The following is a 17,335-nucleotide window of genomic DNA, read 5'->3' as shown; positions in this document are numbered from 1 at the left end:
ACGGTGTTCCGGTGGGGATGACCGGCGATTTTGAGCTGGAGCGGGTGCACAAGCTGCATCAACTGCGCTCCTACCGGCTTGTCTCGGTGCTTCGCCTCGGGGTCTTGGTGTTCCTGATCGGCGCAATGCTCATCGGCACTCCCCAGCACGAATGGGCCCAGCAAATCACGTTGGTCGTGGTGTACGTGCTGGCCGCGGCGGGCGCCCTGCTGCTCGCGTTTTCACCGCGGCGAGTGGCGGCCAGCGGAGCGGTCACCATCCGGTCCTGGGAACCGCTGGCCTTCACTGCCGTCGACATAGCGGTGCTGACCGCGTTTCAGCTCTTGTCGGCCGATGGGATCTATCCGCTATTGATGATGACCTTGCTGCCGATTTTGGTGGGCGTCGACGTTTCGTCACGACGGGCGATGGTGGTGCTGGCATTCACCATTGTCGGGTTCACCATCGCCGGGGTTCATGACAATGTGCTGCTCGGCGACGCGGGGTGGCCCGATTCCGTGTTTGTGTTCTCGCTCTACGCGTTTTTGTGCGCCACCGCATTGGTGGTGGTCCGTACCGAGGAGCGCCGTGTTCGCTCGGTCGCGGGTTTGAGCGCGTTGCGAGAGGCATTGCTGGCCCAGACGATGACGGCCTCGGAGGTGTTGCAGCGCCGGATCTCGGAGTCCATTCACGACGGCCCGCTGCAGGACGTGCTGGTCGCGCGCCAGGAACTCGTCGACTTGCAGAGCGTCTGGCCCGGCGACGATCGGGTGGAGCGCGCACTGGCCGGCCTGCAAAGTGCCTCCGAACGGTTGCGGCAGGCCACCTTTGAGCTGCACCCGGCCGTCCTCGAACAGGTTGGCCTGGGTGCGGCCGTGGAACAGTTGGCGACCTTCACTGCGCGCCGATCGGGCATCGAGGTCAGCACCGACGTCGACTACCCCATCCGCAACGAGATCGACCCGATCATGTTCGGTGTGGCACGCGAGTTGCTGTCCAACGTGGTGCACCATGCACAGGCCAAACATGTGTCGGTCAGCCTTGGGATCACCGACGGAGCTTGCGTTTTGGACGTGGCTGACGACGGGGTGGGCATCGCGGGCGGTACCGCGGCGCGCCGTCTCGGTGAGGGACATATCGGCCTGGCTTCGCATCGGGCGCGGGTCGACGCGGCTGGCGGAACGTTCGTCTTTCTCGATGCCCCGGCGGGCACCCATGTGTGCGTCGAACTGCCCTTGAAGTCGGTGCCTTCGCCGGCGCCGGATCGGCACCCGCCCGCCGGCGCAACTAGTCGAGAAGCCCTTGCCGCATCGCCTCGGCGACGGCGGCCGCTCGGTCACTGACGCCGAGCTTCTCGTATAGCCGTTGCACGTGGGTCTTGACCGTCGACGGCGCGACGTAGAGTTCGCCGGCGATCGCGGGGATGCTCTGGCCCTTGGCGATGCGATGAAGCACCTCGCGCTCCCGGGCGCTGAGCACCGCAGCCATGGGTGCCGCACGCTGGCGGATCTCTCCGGCAAGCCCGCCGACCAGCGACGGCGCCACCACATCGCGGCCCTTCGCGCAGTCGAGTACCGCCTTGACGATCTCGGTACGCGTCGAGTCTTTCAGCAAGAAACCGGCGGCACCCTGCTGCAGCGCCTGGTACACGATCGCCGATTCGTCGTGCGCCGAGATCAGCAACACCCGAGTGGGCAGCTCATTGCTGCGCACCGCCGCAGCGACCTGCGCGCCGTCCATCCGCGGCATCCGGTAGTCGAGCAAGGCCACGTCGGGTAAGTGCGTCTTGATCAGTTCCAGCGCCGCCGCGCCATCATCGGCCTCGCCGACAACGTTGACCGAACCGCTCAACGACAGCGCGCGTACCACACCCTCACGAAAGAGCGGGTGGTCGTCACCGACTACCACTCGCACTTTCTCGGTTTTAGTCACATCCATGGCGCGCCGACCATGGCCTGAGTTTAACGGGTGGTTCAGCAGGATCGATGACGAATTCCAGGCAACGCCAAGCCGACCGCCGACAGTTTGCTCCTAGCTGCCGGCGCCAGGACGAATCTGCTGGTCAGAGCCTCGGGCAGCGGCGCACAGAAAGGTCGCCGAACCCGTCGTGTGCAAATTATGGCCAGCTGGTCGGTTCGTGCCGTCTGTACGGTGTTCCTGTGGTGGTCACCAGCGACGCAGAACTGGCTCGGGTGCGCCGAACACACCAGCTGCGCGCTTACCGCATCGGCTCCGTGCTTCGGATCGGGGTTGTGTTGTTCATGGTTGCCGCCATGTTGGTCGGTACGCCGCGCCGGGAATGGGGCGCGCAGACGGCCTTGATCTGTGTCTACGCGTTTGCCGCACTGTGGGCGCTGGCGCTGGCGTTGGCGTTTCGACGGTCGCGGCCGATGGTCAGCCTGGACCGATTTGCCAACATCGCCAGATACGAACCGCTCGCCTTCACCGCCGTCGATGTGTTGGCGCTGACCGGCTTTCAGTTGCTGTCCACCGACGGCATCTATTCGCTGCTGATCATGACGCTGTTGCCGGTGCTGGTTGCCCTCGACATTTCGTCGCGGCGGGCCGCGGTGGTGCTGGCATTGACGCTGGTTGGATTCGCCCTGGCGTTGGCTCAGGATCCGGTGGTGATTCGGATGAATGGCTGGCCCGAGGCGATCTTTCGGTTCGGGCTCTACGCATTCCTCTGTGCCACCGCATTGATGGTGGTCCGCAGCGAGGAACGGCACGCCCGTTCGGTAGCGACGTTGAGCGTGATACGTGAAGAGTTGCTCGCACAGACCATGACAGCTTCGGAAGTGCTGCAACGCCGGATTTCGGAATCCATTCACGATGGGCCGCTGCAGGACGTGCTGGCCGCGCGCCAGGAACTGATCGAATTGCGGGCCGCCGCCCCCCACGACCAACGAGTGAGCACCGCACTGGCAGGTCTGCAGAGTGCGTCGGATCTGCTGCGGCAGGCAACCTTCGAGCTGCATCCGGCCGTTCTCGAACAGGTCGGCCTGGGTGCGGCGGTCGAACAGTTGGCCTCCTTTCACGCCCAACGTTCGGGCATCAGGATCACCGACGATGTCGACTATCCGATACGTGACGAGATCGATCCCATCGTCTTCGGTGTGGCCCGGGAGTTGCTGTCCAATGTGGTGCAGCATTCGCGGGCGCGTAATGCTTCGGTGGCTCTGGGCATCTCCGACGGCGTGTGCGTGCTGGATGTGGCCGACGACGGCGTCGGCGTCAGCGGAGAAACGATGGCGCGCCGCCTCGGCCAGGGGCATATCGGTCTGGCCTCGCATCGGGCCCGTGTCGATGCCGCCGGTGGATCGCTGGTCTTCCTCAATACACCGACCGGCACCCACGTTTGTGTACGCATTCCGCTGAAGGGCTAAACGGCGCTAGGGCGCATCGGCCGATTCGCCGGTGGCGGCCGTGCGGCCGGCCCGATAGCCGAAAACCATTGCCGGACCAATTGTTCCACCCGCCCCGCCGTATGCCCGCCCGGTCACTCCCGCCATAGCGTTGCCGGCGGCGAACAGTCCCGGTACGGATCCTCCGCTGACGTGCCGGACACGTCCGTCGCGATCGGTGCGCGGTCCGCCCTTGGTGCCCATGGCGCCCACCCGGATCGGCACCGCGTAGAAGGGCGCGCTGTCGATGGGGCCAAGTGTCTTGCCGGCAAGGGTGGTTGCCTGGTCGTCACCCCAATAGCGGTCGTATGCGCTGGCGCCGCGACCGAAGTCGGGATCGGTACCGGAGGCGACGTTATGGTTCCATCGCGCTATCGTGCGCCCCAAGCCGTCGGCGTCGATACCGGTCTTAGTGGCCAGCTCGGTGAGGTCGGTCGACTCACAGAACCAGTCCGGAACCGGTTGGCCGGGTTCGATCCCGAGGAACCCGTAGCGCTGCAGATGGGCCGAGTCGAACACGATCCAGGCGTGATCGTTCACGTAGCCACCCCTGGGATCGAGGTAGTGGAAGGCGCCGGCCATCGAGTTGTAGTCACACGCCTCGTTGACAAAGCGTTGCCCGGCCGGGTTCACGATGATGCTGCGCGGGCGGGTTCGCTCCAGCCGCACGCTGCGGCTGCGCTGCTTGCCATCGATGGTGTCGTTGGGGATCTGCACGATGGGAACCCACCAGGCTTCACCCATGTTGGCCAGCTCGGCGCCGCGTGCCATCGCCATCCGCAGCCCGTCGCCGGTGTTGTTGGGCGGTGAGACCGCACCGTGCATGGGGCCTCGCAGGAAGGCCCGCACCAGGACGGGATCCCATTCGAATCCACCGGTTGCCAGGACAACACCGCGGCGGGCACGGACGCTGATGCTGCGGCCGGACTGGGCAATCCGGACCCCGACGACCGCCCCGTCTTCGACCACCAGTTCCTCGGCCGCGGCGTCGGTGCGCGGTGTCACCCCGACGTCCAGCAATCCCTGTAATAGCCCGGCCACCAGAGCGGTACCGGCCACGCACAGGTCTTCGGATTCCTCGACGCCGGCGTGCAGCCGAGCCCGGGTTTCGGCGTCGAAGCCGACATTGGACCAATCCGGGGGGAAAGAGGTGATTCGGCTGGCCCATTCGCCGAGGCGGCTTGGTTCAAAGGCCGCCGGGCCGAGCGACCGGCCGCCCGCCGGTTGTCCGCCCGGCAACTCGGGCCGGTAGTCGGGGAAGCCGGCGGCGATCTCGAAACGCACGCCGCTGTGCTTTTCGACGAAATCGAGCATTGCCGCCCCGGTTCGGACAAACGTTTCGACCAGGGCGTCGTCCATCGAGTGCAAGGACTGTGCGCGCAGGTAGCGCAACGCATCGTCGACCGCGAGGTCCCGGTCGGGGGATCGCTGATGGGCGGGGATCCAAGCGATCCCGCCCGAGACGGCGGTGGTCCCGCCGACGGTCGGCGCCTTCTCGAACACCGCCACCGTGGCGCCGGCGACTGCCGCGCTCAGGGCTGCCGTGAGTCCGGCGCCGCCGCTACCGAGCACGACGACATCGAATGTCTGACTCCACAACATGATTGGGTATCCCTTCAGCTCAGCTGCGTGGACAGCTGCCGCGCGGCGTCGATGACGGCGCCCTTCGCGCGCATCACCACGTCTTCTCGATGCGAGATGAGGTTGATGCAGGTTGGTGGGGCTGGTGCCGGCCGCCTGACCGGCACGGCCAGCCCATAGGTATTCGGTTCGATCTCGCCGAAGGTGGTCACCCAGCCACGCCGGCGCGTCGCGGCGACCAGCTCCCGCTCCCCGGGGCGCGCGGCCATGCTGGCTAGCAGCGCGATGCCGGCCGCGCCGCGGTCCAGGGGATATCTGCTGCCCTCGTGGAAGGCGAGTTGATAGGCGACCTGGGTGGGGACGATCACCGCGAGGGCGACCTGTTCGTCGCCCTCGGCAACCAGCAATGAAACGGTGGTGCCCAGATCATCGGCCAGTGCGCGCAGCGTTGGCAGACTGAGCTGGCGCACGTTGTGGTCGAAGGACGCGCCGAGCACCGCGAGGCCGGCTGCCGGCCGGAAGCGCCCATCTTCGCCCTTGGCCACCAGCCGGAACTGGGTCAACGTCAGCAGCAATCGGTAGGCGATGGTCCGGTGCACCCCGACCCGATCGGCAACTTCCTGCATCGACAGGCCCGCCGGAGACGCGGCGACCAACTGCAGCGCGGTGAGCCCCCGCGCCAACGTCTGCGACCCCGCTCCCGAGCCCGTCACAGTCTTGACACATCCCTATGCGAGAGCGAAGCTCTATATATATCGCAGATCAATGTGCGATATTATCACAATAAGATTCTGAAAAACAAGAACAATATTTCCGCTAGTGGCAGGCCCGGAGAGGAACCGTGACGGACTTCGAGAGCGTGTGGAGCGACCTGCAGGGCGTCATGTTCGAGCAGGGCTACCTCACCACCGCGCAGGGAGTTCGGACTCGCTACCTGCGTGCCGGCGAACCGGACCGGCCGCTACTGATGCTGTTGCACGGATCTGGTGGTCACGCCGAGGCATACGTCCGAAATCTAGCCGCGCACGCCGAGCACTTCTGGACCTGGGCAATCGACATGCTGGGCCATGGCTACACCGACAAGCCGGGTCACCCACTGGAAATCCGCCACTACGTCGAGCATCTGATGGCGGTGCTGCGTGCCATCGGTGCTCAACGCGCAAGCATCAGCGGTGAGTCGCTGGGCGGCTGGGTAGCGGCCCGCGCGGCCGTCGATCATCCCGAAGCGGTTGAACGCCTCGTACTCAATACCGCTGGTGGTTCTCAGGCGGATCCCGAGGTGATGGCGCGCATCGTTACGTTTTCGATGGCCGCCGCCGAGAATCCGACCTGGGAGACCGTGCAGGCGCGGATCAAGTGGCTGATGGCGGACAAGTCCAAGGACTACGACGATCTGGTGGCCAGCCGCCAACGGATATACCGCCAGCCGGGATTCGTTGCCGCGATGCGCGACATCATGGCCTTGCAGGATCCGCAGATCCGGGCCCGCAACCTGCTGGGACCGGCCGAGTACGGGGCCATCAAAGCGCCGACGCTGGTGCTCTGGAACAGCCATGACCCGACGGCCGACGTGACAGAGGGGCGCCGGATCGCATCGATGATTCCCGGCGCACGCTTTGAGGTGATGTCGGGTTGCGGCCATTGGCCGCAGTACGAAGACGCCAAGTCCTTCAATCACCGCCATCTCGACTTCCTGATGGGGCACTGATGTCTAGGAAGCGACGACAGAACGACTTTGATGTTCTGCTGGTCGGTGCCGGACCGGTTGGCCTTACCCTGGCCAATATCCTTGGCTTGCAGGGTGTCCGGACGCTGGTCATCGAGGAGCGCGCGACGCTGATCGACTATCCGCGCGGCGTCGGGCTCGAGGACGAGGCGTTGCGTACCTTCCAGTCGATCGGCCTGGTCGAGGGCATCCTGCCGCACACGGTGCCCAACCAGATTCTGCGGTGCTTCGATGCCAAGCGCCGGATCCTTGCCGAGATGGCCCCGCCGGACGCGCGTTTCGGCTGGCCGAAGCGCAACGGATTCGTGCAGCCGCTGGTCGATGCGGAATTGCTCCGTGGTCTGGACAGGTTCGACCACGTCGAGGTGTGGTGGGGTCGGCCGGTGACCTCATGTGTGCAGACCGAAACCGCGGTAGCGGTCGAGTGCGGTACCGCAGCAGACGACTCTGGCAAATCGCGGCGGGTGCGGGCCGGCTATGTCGTTAGCTGCGACGGCGGCCGCAGCATCACCCGCCGGATGATGGGTGTGTCTTTCGACGGCACGACCTCGCCTACCCGATGGCTGGTGGTTGATATCGCCAACGACCCGCTGGGACATCCGAACAGCGAGGCGGGTGCGGACCCGAGCCGCCCGTATGCCTCGATCTCGATCGCTCACGGGATACGACGGTTCGAGTTCATGATTCACGCCGATGAGTCTGACGAGCAGGCCGACGATCCGGCCTTCCTGACCAGAATGCTGGCCCGGCTGGTACCGCACCCCGAACGGGTCGAGGTGATCCGGCGCCGCGTCTACACCCATCATTCGCGAATCGCCGGTGCCTTCCGCAGTGGGCGTCTGCTGCTGGCCGGCGACGCGGCACATCTGATGCCGGTCTGGCAAGGGCAGGGCTACAACAGCGCCATCCGCGACGCGGCAAATCTGGGGTGGAAACTGGCCGCGGTGGTTCGGGGCCAGGCCGGCGAAGCGCTGCTCGACAGTTACGATTTGGAGCGGCGCAAGCACGCGCGGGCGATGATCGACCTGTCCACCATGGTGGGTCGGGTGATTTCGCCGACCGACCGCAGAATCGCGGCCGTGCGCAACGCGGTGGTGCGCTCCGCATCGGTGCTGCCCTCGCTCAAGCGCTACGTACTCGAGATGCGGTTCAAGCCGATGCCGCGATACGAGGTTGGGGCCGTCGTGCATGACCGGCCTCGGCGCCCTCGGTCGCCGGTCGGCACGTTGTTCATCCAGCCTCGAGTCGACACTTGCGGCCAGCAGAACATCCTGCTGGACGACGTGCTGGGTGGCTGGTTCGCCGTGCTGTGCTGCAACAACAACCCGCGAAAGATTCTCGGGGATACCGCATTTGCTACGTGGAAAGCGTTGGGCGCCAAATTTGTTGCCGCGCGCCCGGCGGTCCAGCTGCACTGGACCGGCGACGATGACCCAGACGTGGTGATCGTCGGCGACCGTACGGGTGAAATCAAGGCCTGGTTCGACTCGCACGACGAATCGGTGTTGTTCGTGCGTCCCGACCGCTGCATCGCCGGCGCCTGCATTGCCCAGCTGGCCCCAGACCTGAGCCGATCGCTGGTCACAGCCCTCTCGCTTGCTTCGGGAGGGGGTGACGCCGAAAATGGCTCTGGCTCTGTGCTGTATGTCCCACAGCCCGCTGCTGAATCTACCGGGGCCGCGGCTCGACCTACTTGACGAGGTCCATGCCGCCATTGCCGAGGCCGCCGAGTTCGTGCGTGCCTACGACCCGGACCTGGTGGTCATCTTCTCCCCGGATCACTACAACGGCTTCTTCTACCGAGCGATGCCCCCGTTTTGTATTGGTATGTACGCCAGTGCGGTTGGGGACTACGGCACCCACATCGGTGCGCTTGATGTTCCTACCGACCTGGCAGCGGACTGCGCCAAGGCGGTGCTCGGCGCGGATGTCGACGTGGCCGTATGGCCAGCATGGACGTGGACCACGGGACCGTGCAGCCGCTGGAAAAGTTGTTCGGAACCGCGACCGCCCGCCCGGTGATACCGATCTTCATCAACGCGATAGCCGCCCCGCTGGGCCCACTGCGGCGGTGCCGAGCGCTGGGCACCGCGGTAGGAACTTTCTTGTCAACCCTGGACCTGCGGGTGTTGGTGATCGGATCGGGCGGGCTCTCCCATAGTCCGCCGGTGCCGACGTTGCACAGCGCAGATCCGCAGGTCCGGGAGCGCATCGTGCACGGCCAGCCTCTGACTCCCGCACAGCGGCAAGCCCGGCAGACCGTCGTGATGGAAGCGGCCAAGAGCTTCGCGGCGGGAAACAGTGACCTACAGCCGCTCAATCCGGCTTGGGACCAGCGCTTCCTGGAAATCATCGACAACGGACACCTCAGCGACCTCGATCGCTGGTCGAACTCGTTCGTCACCCACGAAGGCGGCAGCTCGGCGCATGAAATACGCACCTGGATCTCGGCGTTCGCCGCCATGGCGGTGGCCGGGCCGTATCAGACGAAAGTCCGCTACTACAAGCAGGCGGCCGACCTGATCGCCGGATTCGCCATCCGGACGGCGGTACCGATCCCATGACTGTCGGACCTTGGGGTGACGTCGACCGCATGGTCGACGTGCTCGTGGTCGGATCCGGTGGTGGGGGCATGACCGCCGCGCTGACCGCGGCGTCGAGCGGACTCGACACCCTGGTCATCGAAAAATCCTCATGCTTTGGCGGTTCCACGGCGCTGTCGGGGGGTGGCATCTGGGTTCCCGGGGCTCCCGCGCAACGCCGGGCGGGCTACTCGCCCAACCCCGATGACGTGGTCGGCTATCTGCGACGGATCACCGATGGCTTGGTGAGCGAGGCGCGCATTCGGCAGTATGTCTACTCGGCCCCACAAATGTTGGAGTTCTTGGAAGGCCTGTCTGCCTGGCTGGAGTTCGTCTGGAAGCCCGGCTACGCCGACTACTATCCGGAACTGCCGGGAGGCTCGGTGCTGGGCAGCACGATCAACGTGCCACCCATCGATCTGCTGCAAGCTGGGCGACGACCAACCTCGCCTGCTCACACCGCTGGCGCTGGCCCCCAGGGGAATCTGGCTGGGCCCCAAGGAACTGCGGTCCTTCTATCGCATCCGGCAGTCCTGGGCAGGCAAGGCCGTCCTACTCAAACTGGTGACCCGGATGATCCGGGCCAGAGTCTTCGGTGAGCAGATAGCGGCGATCGGACAGTCGCTGGCGGCACGGCTGCGGCTGGCGATGAAGGAGCTAGGTGTCGCGCTGTGGCTCGATGCGCCGCTGGTGGAGCTGCTCACCGACGCCGGGGGAGCGGTGACCGGTGCGGTGGTGCAAACGGAGGGCGGCCGAGAACGGATCGGAGTGCGCGGCGGCGTGATCCTGGCGTCCGGCGGCTTTGACCACGACCTGGCCTGGCGCAAAGAGCATCAACCCCTGGTGGAGCAGGACTGGAGTTTCGGCAACCCCGCGGCACTCGGAGACGGTATCCGCGCGGGCCAACGGGTGGGTGCGGCCGCCGACCTCCTGGACGAGGCGTGGTGGTTCCCGGCGATCCAATGGCCGGATGGCCGAATGCAATTCATGCTCAACGAACGAATGATGCCGGCTCAGTTCATCGTCAACGGAGCGGGCAAGCGCTTCATCAATGAGGCGGCGCCATACATGGACTTCGGTCACGCCATGATCGCGGGCCAGAAATCCGGTGTCACCCATATACCGTGCTGGCTGGTCACCGATCACCGCTCCTTCAATCGCTACGTCGTGGCCGGTCATCTACCGATACCGAAGATTCCCGGGGCCCCGGTACCCACCGGCCGCAAGATCCCAACCGCCTGGCTGGAGTCGGGTGTGGTCAAAGCCGCAACGAGTTGGGCAGAGTTGGCGACCAAGATCGGTGTTCCGGGCGGGCAGCTGCAGGCGACTGCCGAGCGGTTCAACGAACTCGCCGTCTACGGCCACGATGACGACTTCAACCGCGGCGACAGCGTCTATGACAACTATTACGGCGATCCGACGCTGCCCAACCCCAACCTGTATCCGCTCGGAGATCCGCCCTACTACGCATTTCGCATCGTTCTCGGGGATCTGGGGACCTCGGGCGGTCTGCGCACCGACGAGTATGCCCGAGTGCTGCGGCCCGATGACACCACGGTGGGCGGACTCTATGCGGTGGGTAACACCTCCGCCCCGGTGATGGGCCGCAGCTACGCCGGCGCGGGGGCAACCATCGGGCCGGCAATGACCTTTGGCTTTGTGGCGGCCAAACACCTTGCCGCGCGGCTAGATGCGCGGCGCGCGACACCGACCACCCATTTCCACGGAAGGTAGCAATGAAAATCTCACTGTTCTACGAATTCGCTCTACCGCGTCCTTGGGCGCCCAACGACGAGCGGATCATGTTGCAGGACTGCCTCGATGAGGTCGAAGCCGCGGACAAGGCCGGATTCTCCACCGTCTGGCTCACCGAACATCACTTCCTCGAGGAATACTGTCATTCCACCGCGCCGGAGATCTTCTTGGCCGCGGCCAGCCAGCGAACCAAGAACATCCGGCTGGGATTTGGGATCATGCACCTGCCGCCCGCGGTCAATCACCCGGCCCGGGTGGCCGAACGCATCGCGACCCTGGATCTGCTGTCCAACGGACGAGTCGAGTTCGGCACCGGAGAGTCGTCCTCGATTGGGGAACTCGGCGGATTCAACATCGATCCGGCCGACAAGCGTGGGCAATGGGAAGAGGCCCTCGAGGTGGCGATCCGGTGCATGATCGAGGAGCCGTTCGCCGGATTCACCGGCGACCACATCCAGATGCCGGCTCGCAATGTGATCCCCAAGCCGATGCAAAAGCCGCACCCACCAGTGTGGGTCGCGTGCACACGCCCGGCCACCGTGCAGATGGCCGCCCAAAAGTGCATCGGTGCACTGAGTTTCGCTTACACCGGACCGGGTCCGCTCACCGAACGAGTCAACGGGTACTACAAGGAGTTCGAAGAGAACGGCACGCCGGTGACCCCCGCGATCAACCCCAACATCCTGGCCATCGGCGGTGACCTGTCGATGATGGTGGCCAAGACCGATGAGCAGGCACTGCAACGGCTGGGGCAGGGCGGCGGATTCTTCTCCTTCGGGATCATGCACTACTACATGACCGGGATTCACACGCCCGGGCGTACCGGAGTGTGGACCCGGTATCTCGAAGAGATCGAGAAGGACCCGACATTGGCTTACGGCCCGGGACGCGGCGCCATTGGCTGTCCGGCCACCGTGCGCGAATTCCTGCGTGGCTATGAGGAAAGCGGCGTAGACGAAATCATCCTGCTGCTCAACCCGCGCAGTCATGAGGGAACCATGGAATCCATCGAGTTGATGGGCAAGGAGGTGCTGCCCGAGTTCATCGAGCGCGACGCGAAGACGGTGGCGGACAAGGCCGTGAGACTGGCTCCTGCCATCGAGAAGGTGCAGGCGCGGCGCCAGGAATCGAATGCGCCACAGTTCGACGAGGCCTACTCGTTCGGCGGGTTGCCCACCGGTCGCGGTGGCAAGTTCACTGCCAGCGAGATTCCCGAGGCCATGGCGGAGATCAACGAAGGCCGGGTGCAAGCGGCGCAGCGCCTGAAGGAACAACGCAAGTAGCCGACCAGCACGGTACGCGGATCGGGAAAGGCCGGTGGCCCAGATCGAGCAGCTATGGCGCTATGACGGCCGTCGTGCCGTGGTCACCGGATGCGCATCGGGCATCGGCGAGCGGGCCGTGCATCAGCTGACCGGACTCGGGGCGCAAGTCGTCGGACTCGACCAGCGCCAACCCGGATATGAGATCAGCGAGTTTCACCAGATCGATCTCGCCGACCCCGGGTCCATCGATCGAGCCGTCGAGGCCATCGGCGGGCCCGTCGATGCGTTGTTCAACATCGCCGGTGTTTCGTCCGGAATTGGTGACCCGCTGCTGGTCCTCACGAACAACTTCCTGGGGTTACGCCATCTCACCGAGGCACTGCTGCCGATGATGGGCCCGGGTTCGGCGATTGTGAGCGTGTCGTCACTGGCAGCCGCCGGCTACCGCGAACACCATCGCGCCGTGGCGCCGCTGTTGAACACCACGACGATGGTCGAGGGTATCGACTGGTGCAAACGCCACCTGGAGGTGCTGGGCGCCGGCTATCAACTCTCCAAAGAAGCGGTGATCCTCTACACGATGCGAAGTGCGGTCGGTCTCGGTGCGCGGGGCATCCGCATCAACTGCACCGGGCCGGGGGTGACCGAGACGCCGATCCTGGATCAGCTCACAACCGCCTACGGAGCCGAGTTTCTCGACGATATCGCCAAGCCACTGGGCCGGGTCGCAACTCCGGGTGAACAGGCTTCGGTTTTGGTGTTCCTGAATGGTCATGCAGCCAGCTATATTTCGGGTCAGGTCGTATGGGTTGACGGTGGAAACGTGGCGGCATCGATCGCTGGAGAACTCGGGGAAGGACGGGCCTGATGGCAGATATGACTGAGTTCCGACGTGTGGCACGGGAGCTCAGCAACTGGGGGAGGTGGGGCGACGCTGACGAGTTGGGCACGCTGAACTTCATCACCGCCGAGAAGGTCCAGCGGGCGGCGAGCTTGGTCCGGCACGGAAAGGTGTTTGCGCTCGGCGTCGACTTCGGGTCATCGGGGCCTCAGGGTGCTTTCGGCTTCCGGCACAATCCAATACATCTGATGACGATCGACGGCGGCGACGCCAGTTCGTTGGCACAGTACGGGCCGGGGTGGGAGCAGAACCCGACCGCGAGGGAGATGGGCAAGTATCTGGTCGACAACCCATTCCGCTTCAACGATGACATGATCATCATGCCGCTACAGGCGGCCACCCAGTGGGATGCGCTGTCCCACGTGTACTACGACGACCAGCTCTACAACGGCTTCCCCGCCGACTCGGTGACCAGCCTGGGCGCCTATCACTGCGGTATCGACAAGGTCGATGTCAAAGGCATCACCTCGCGCGGAGTGTTGCTCGACCTGGTGCGTCATCGCGGAGCCGAGGTCTTTTTGGAGCACGGAAACCCGATCACTCCCGAAGAACTCGACGACGTGGCGCGCTCTCAGGGCGTCACCATCGAGTCCGGCGACATCGTGCTCATCCGGACTGGTTGGTGGACGAGATTTCTCATGACCGCAAACAAGACCGAGCCTTACTCGGGTTTGGATTGGCGATGCGCGCAGTGGCTGCACGATCACGAGGTTGCCGCGGTCGCTTCCGACAATCTGCAAGTCGAAGATCCGGTATCCGGCGTCGGTGGTCTGTTTCTGCCGTTGCATCTGTTGTGCCTGCGTGACATGGGACTGATGCTCGGCGAGTACTGGGACCTGACCGCGCTGGCCGCCGATTGCGCCGCCGACGGGGTTTATGAATTCCAGCTCGTTGCGCCGCCGCTGCGATTTGTCGGCGCGGTAGGCTCGCCGGTCAACCCGATCGCAATAAAGTAGTGCGGATTCATCGTCGCGCGGTCGCGGTCGACGGCTTGCCTACCAGCTATCTGGAGGCCGGTGACGGGGACCCGGTGGTCTTGCTGCACGGCGGCGAGTTCGGGGCCAACGCCGAAATTGCCTGGGAACACAACATCGGCGTGCTCGGCGGCCGGTTTCGGGTGCTGGCGCCCGACCTCCTGGGCTTCGGGCAGTCGGCCAAGGTGGTTGATTTCGTCGACGGCCGCGGAATGCGCATTCGCCATGTGGCGAGGTTCTGCGATGTGCTCGGCGTTGACTCCGCGCACTTCGTGGGCAATTCGATGGGGGCCATCATGCTGCTGACCGACACGACCTCGGACGCGCCGATGCTGCCTGTGCGGACCATGGCGCTCATCTGCGGCGGCGGGCAGATCCAGCAGAACAGCCACTTTGACGCACTACAGAGCTACGACGCGACCCTGCCGGCAATGCGGCGCATCGTGGCAGCGCTATTTCACGACGCCCGCTATCCGGCCGACATGGACTATGTGCAGCGCCGATACGATTCGAGTATCGCGCCGGGGGCGTGGGAAGCCTTGGCAGCAGCCCGCTTTCGTCGCCCCGGCGCACCCCCCTCGGCTACGCCGTCCAGCAGTCGCCGGTATGACCGCATCACGGTACCCACGATGCTGGTGGAGGGGCGCAACGACAAGCTGCTTCCCAGCGGCTGGGGCGAGCAGATCGCCGGGCAGATCCGGAACGGACACTCGCAGGTTGTCGACCGTGCCGGGCACTGTCCAGAGATCGAACAGGCCGGTACCGTCAACGAGCTGATGTTGGATTTTCTCAGTCGTTGAACCCGCCGGGTGCCGCGTCGGGGCCTGCTTTTAGAAGATGTAGTCCAGCAGCGTCATCATGCCGTCCTCACGGTGGTAGCTGTTGTGGCAGTGCAGAACCCAATATCCGGGGTTGTCCGCAACCAGCACCGCCCGCAGTTGTTGCCCCGGCAGCACGATAACGGTGTCCTTGCGTGCCCCGGGCGTGCCGTCGGGTTTGATCATCTGAAATGTGTGGCCGTGCAGGTGGATCGGGTGGTACATCATCGTGGGGTTGTCGAACATCAGGGTTGGCCGTTCGCCGAGGCGCACGGTCAGTGGATGCGTCTTGCTGTAAGGCTCCCCGTTGATGGTCCAGTCGTATTTCGCCATCGTGCCGCCCAGCGTGATCGGCAGGCTCATCTGGGGGTCGGGCCGGCCCAGGTTGACAGCCGTTGTGGCGGTGAACATTTCCACCGTTCCCACCCGCTTGTTGAGTTCGGCGGGCCGAAACTGTGGGTCCGGTGCGGTGCCGGAGCCGGTGGACAGCAGGGCACGCGCCAGCGCGTTCTTTCCCTCCGCGGAGGCAACCAGCGGAAAGACGCCGTCGGCGGCGGTGACGATCACGTCATAGCGTTCGGCCATTCCAATCAGCAGCGCGTCGACCTGGGCCGGAATCACCGGGTAGCCGTCGGTGTGGGTGACGGTCATCGTATGCCCGGCCAATGCGACACGGAACGCGGTGTCGGAGGCGACGTTGATGATGCGGATCCGGATTCGCTGGCCAGGCTTGGCCTTAAACGACGTGGGTGCCGCGGGAATTCGCCCGTTGACCAGGTAGTACGGGTAGGCGATGTCCCCGGCATCTCCGCCGAGCAGGTCGCTCGACCCGACTTCGCCGCTTTCTTCATCCGGCTTGCCCGTCGCCGATGTGGTTGTGGTGGGAGATGTCTTACTGGTTCCGGTGGTTGTCGTTGTCGTGCTGGTTTTGGTGGTCGGAGTTGTCGTGGTGGTCGTCGTACTGGTGGACGTGCTTGGAGCGGTCGATGACCCCGGGAGTTCTCGCATGCGGGGCTTGTTCGGATCCACCAAGGCGTCGAAAAGCTGTTGTGGGCTCATGCCGACACCGTCGGTCCAGTCGTCGAGGACAACAATCCATTCGGAGTCGTAGCGGTTGGGTTCGGTCGGATCGTCGACGATGAACGGCAGGTACAGGCCGTGGTCGTCCTCGAGGCCGACATGCGGGTGTGCTCAGTAGGTGCCCGCATTCGGGACCGAGAACCGATAGGTGAAGTCCTGGTCTGCGCCGATGTTGGGGTTCGCGGGCTCGGCGCCATCCATGTCGTTGCGTAGCGCGATGCCGTGCCAGTGCACGGAGGTGGCGCGGTCGAGCCGGTTGGACACCGCGACCACCACCTCGTCGCCGACGCTGGCCCGGATCAGCGGTCCCGGAACCGTGTTGCCGAAGGCCAACGTTTGCACCACCGGCCCGCCCAGATCGATCTGTGCCTGTTGCGGGGTGAGGCTGGCGGTAACCGTTCGCCCGGTGTGCGGACGGGCTCGCTCGGCGGCCGCGATCGCATCGGCCATGGCCGTTTCGCCGGTCTGCGTGGTCTGCGAGTGGTCGCAACCGGCCAACGCCAGCCCGCCGGCGATGCCGGCGCCGATGAAGCCGCGCCTACTGAGCTGTGCGCTCCCGAATGGGTGGCCGCCCGTTGGCAGTACCGGCATTAACCGCTCCTCGTCTCGATCGATTCGGCAGTGCGCATATACCCTGTTTACCCTGCTAGGACATCAGGCATCCCGCAACCCGGAGCCCACCCTTACGCTATACCGGTAGGGGGTATATAGTGAGCCGCATGAAAGGCCGCCGCGTGGTGTGGACGCGATCCGCGATCGTCGCGCTGGCCTTGGCGTGGGCCGCCGCGGTGGTCGCGGCGCAGTGCTGGTTGCCGCAGGTGCACTTGCAGCCGGCGCATTCCGATCACCCCTTGGCAACATCGGTGGGTAGTGAGTTTGTGCTCAGCGCCGACCACGCGCACCTCGTGGACAATTCGACCCCTCCATGCCCGGAACAATTCGCGACGGCGGTGTTGCCCCGGACGGCCACGATGTCGTTCGAATCCGCTCCGGTGGCCGCCGCGGCGGGGATTCCGGGCATTCTCACCTATCTCGTGGTGCCGGCCGGGCGTGGCCCGCCATCGGTGCCAGTCTATGTTCGCGCGGGTCAAGATCTGCTGACCCGGTACTGCCGCGCTCGTCGCTGACTGGTCAGCGCCAGGTCATGGGGACAAACCCGGACCGGGGACCGCTGACCCACATCAAATTGCCGCAGCGCCATCGCGGCCAAATGCAGAAGCGACGAGACAATGAACCCCAATTTGCCCTTGGTAAACGCAGCAAATTCCGC

General features: G+C 65.0%; 12 protein-coding genes and 3 pseudogenes. 11 read left to right on the top strand and 4 right to left on the bottom strand.

Features of this window, described 5'->3' with window-relative positions; translation table 11 throughout:
- The first annotated feature begins 11 nt into the window (after positions 1-11).
- The gene (locus tag MPSD_RS24535; RefSeq protein ID WP_020785918.1) at positions 12-1,322 is read left to right on the top strand and encodes a sensor histidine kinase; all 1,311 of its coding nucleotides are present in this window, start codon (positions 12-14) and stop codon (positions 1,320-1,322) included.
- Here the strand turns inward: MPSD_RS24535 and MPSD_RS24530 are convergent.
- A complete protein-coding gene (locus tag MPSD_RS24530; protein WP_015357207.1) occupies positions 1,267-1,917 on the bottom strand; it encodes a response regulator in 651 nt (216 codons plus the stop codon). The genes MPSD_RS24535 and MPSD_RS24530 overlap by 56 nt on opposite strands.
- A 221-nt stretch (positions 1,918-2,138) precedes the next feature.
- On the opposite strand from MPSD_RS24530, the gene MPSD_RS24520 reads away from it, so the two are divergent.
- Positions 2,139-3,365 (top strand): sensor histidine kinase, encoded by a 1,227-nt coding sequence (locus MPSD_RS24520; RefSeq protein ID WP_161961024.1) that lies wholly within the window; start codon positions 2,139-2,141, stop codon positions 3,363-3,365.
- 6 nt (positions 3,366-3,371) lie between these two features.
- Here the strand turns inward: MPSD_RS24520 and MPSD_RS24515 are convergent, their stop codons facing one another.
- Complete coding sequence (locus MPSD_RS24515) at positions 3,372-4,985, bottom strand: FAD-dependent oxidoreductase (protein ID WP_020785920.1); 1,614 nt, start codon at positions 4,983-4,985, stop codon at positions 3,372-3,374.
- A 14-nt stretch (positions 4,986-4,999) separates the two neighbouring features.
- Positions 5,000-5,677: an IclR family transcriptional regulator gene (locus MPSD_RS24510; protein ID WP_015357205.1), complete on the bottom strand. Its 678-nt coding sequence runs from the start codon at positions 5,675-5,677 to the stop codon at positions 5,000-5,002.
- Positions 5,678-5,805: 128 nt separating this feature from the next.
- Between MPSD_RS24510 and MPSD_RS24505 the strand changes: the two genes are divergently transcribed.
- The 8 genes and pseudogenes from MPSD_RS24505 to MPSD_RS24470 all read left to right on the top strand — a co-directional run bounded on the left by MPSD_RS24505 (position 5,806) and on the right by MPSD_RS24470 (position 14,967).
- Positions 5,806-6,672, top strand: a complete 867-nt coding sequence (locus MPSD_RS24505; protein WP_020785921.1) for an alpha/beta fold hydrolase — start codon at positions 5,806-5,808, stop codon at positions 6,670-6,672.
- Complete coding sequence (locus MPSD_RS24500) at positions 6,672-8,387, top strand: bifunctional 3-(3-hydroxy-phenyl)propionate/3-hydroxycinnamic acid hydroxylase (RefSeq protein WP_086085228.1); 1,716 nt, start codon at positions 6,672-6,674, stop codon at positions 8,385-8,387. Before MPSD_RS24505 ends, MPSD_RS24500 begins: the two co-directional genes overlap by 1 nt.
- Positions 8,335-9,254: pseudogene (locus MPSD_RS24495) on the top strand (3-carboxyethylcatechol 2,3-dioxygenase). Before MPSD_RS24500 ends, MPSD_RS24495 begins: the two are co-directional and overlap by 53 nt.
- A pseudogene (locus MPSD_RS24490) lies at positions 9,251-11,006 on the top strand (FAD-binding protein). The pseudogenes MPSD_RS24495 and MPSD_RS24490 overlap by 4 nt, the downstream one beginning before the upstream one ends.
- A gap of 2 nt (positions 11,007-11,008) precedes the next feature.
- Complete coding sequence (locus MPSD_RS24485; protein ID WP_086085229.1) at positions 11,009-12,310, top strand: LLM class flavin-dependent oxidoreductase; 1,302 nt, start codon at positions 11,009-11,011, stop codon at positions 12,308-12,310.
- Positions 12,311-12,344: 34 nt separating this feature from the next.
- The gene (locus tag MPSD_RS24480) at positions 12,345-13,160 is read left to right on the top strand and encodes a coniferyl-alcohol dehydrogenase (RefSeq protein WP_086085230.1); all 816 of its coding nucleotides are present in this window, start codon (positions 12,345-12,347) and stop codon (positions 13,158-13,160) included.
- A complete protein-coding gene (locus tag MPSD_RS24475) occupies positions 13,160-14,149 on the top strand; it encodes a cyclase family protein (RefSeq protein WP_086085231.1) in 990 nt (329 codons plus the stop codon). Before MPSD_RS24480 ends, MPSD_RS24475 begins: the two co-directional genes overlap by 1 nt.
- On the top strand, positions 14,149-14,967 hold the full coding sequence (locus MPSD_RS24470; RefSeq protein ID WP_020785931.1) for an alpha/beta fold hydrolase: 819 nt from the start codon (positions 14,149-14,151) through the stop codon (positions 14,965-14,967). The genes MPSD_RS24475 and MPSD_RS24470 overlap by 1 nt, the downstream gene beginning before the upstream one ends.
- A gap of 30 nt (positions 14,968-14,997) precedes the next feature.
- Here MPSD_RS24470 and MPSD_RS24465 read toward each other — a convergent pair.
- Positions 14,998-16,656 (bottom strand): annotated as a pseudogene (locus tag MPSD_RS24465) (multicopper oxidase family protein).
- A 128-nt stretch (positions 16,657-16,784) separates the two neighbouring features.
- On the opposite strand from MPSD_RS24465, the gene lpqS reads away from it, so the two are divergent.
- Positions 16,785-17,192 carry a putative copper homeostasis (lipo)protein LpqS gene (lpqS, locus tag MPSD_RS24460; RefSeq protein WP_223161693.1) on the top strand — a complete coding sequence of 136 codons (408 nt, stop codon included), beginning with the start codon at positions 16,785-16,787 and terminating at the stop codon, positions 17,190-17,192.
- The last annotated feature ends 143 nt before the right edge of the window (positions 17,193-17,335 follow it).

The sequence above is a fragment of the Mycobacterium pseudoshottsii JCM 15466 genome, from assembly GCF_003584745.1.
GTDB lineage: Bacteria > Actinomycetota > Actinomycetes > Mycobacteriales > Mycobacteriaceae > Mycobacterium > Mycobacterium marinum.
This window is presented reverse-complemented; position numbering and strand designations above follow the sequence as displayed.